Here is a 472-nt window from a genome sequence, read left to right as displayed (position 1 = left end):
ATGTCAACGTTAATTCGACACGCAAATACAAGATCGTTGTTTTAAAAGTGTTAGAGATAACACACAACTTAGTATTTTATGAGATAATCACACATCATAATTTTTTATGGATAGTTTGATCCTGGCTCAGGATGAACGCTGGCGGCGTGCCTAATACATGCAAGTCGAGCGAACAGATAAGGAGCTTGCTCCTTTGACGTTAGCGGCGGACGGGTGAGTAACACGTGGGTAACCTACCTATAAGACTGGAATAACTCCGGGAAACCGGGGCTAATGCCGGATAACATTTAGAACCGCATGGTTCTAAAGTGAAAGATGGTTTTGCTATCACTTATAGATGGACCCGCGCCGTATTAGCTAGTTGGTAAGGTAATGGCTTACCAAGGCAACGATACGTAGCCGACCTGAGAGGGTGATCGGCCACACTGGAACTGAGACACGGTCCAGACTCCTACGGGAGGCAGCAGTAGGG

The 472-nt window shown here is 46.4% G+C and carries 1 rRNA gene (cut by a window edge); it reads left to right on the top strand.

Annotation, left to right across the window (positions count from 1 at the left end):
• Positions 1–103: 103 nt before the first annotated feature.
• Positions 104–472: ribosomal RNA gene (locus JVU85_RS13370) — 16S ribosomal RNA — on the top strand; it runs 1142 nt beyond the window's last position.

The organism is Staphylococcus sp. GDY8P72P, assembly GCF_016890655.1.
GTDB lineage: Bacteria > Bacillota > Bacilli > Staphylococcales > Staphylococcaceae > Staphylococcus > Staphylococcus arlettae.
The sequence above is the reverse complement of the archived record's forward strand: the minus strand, read 5'-3'. Positions and strand labels throughout refer to the sequence as shown.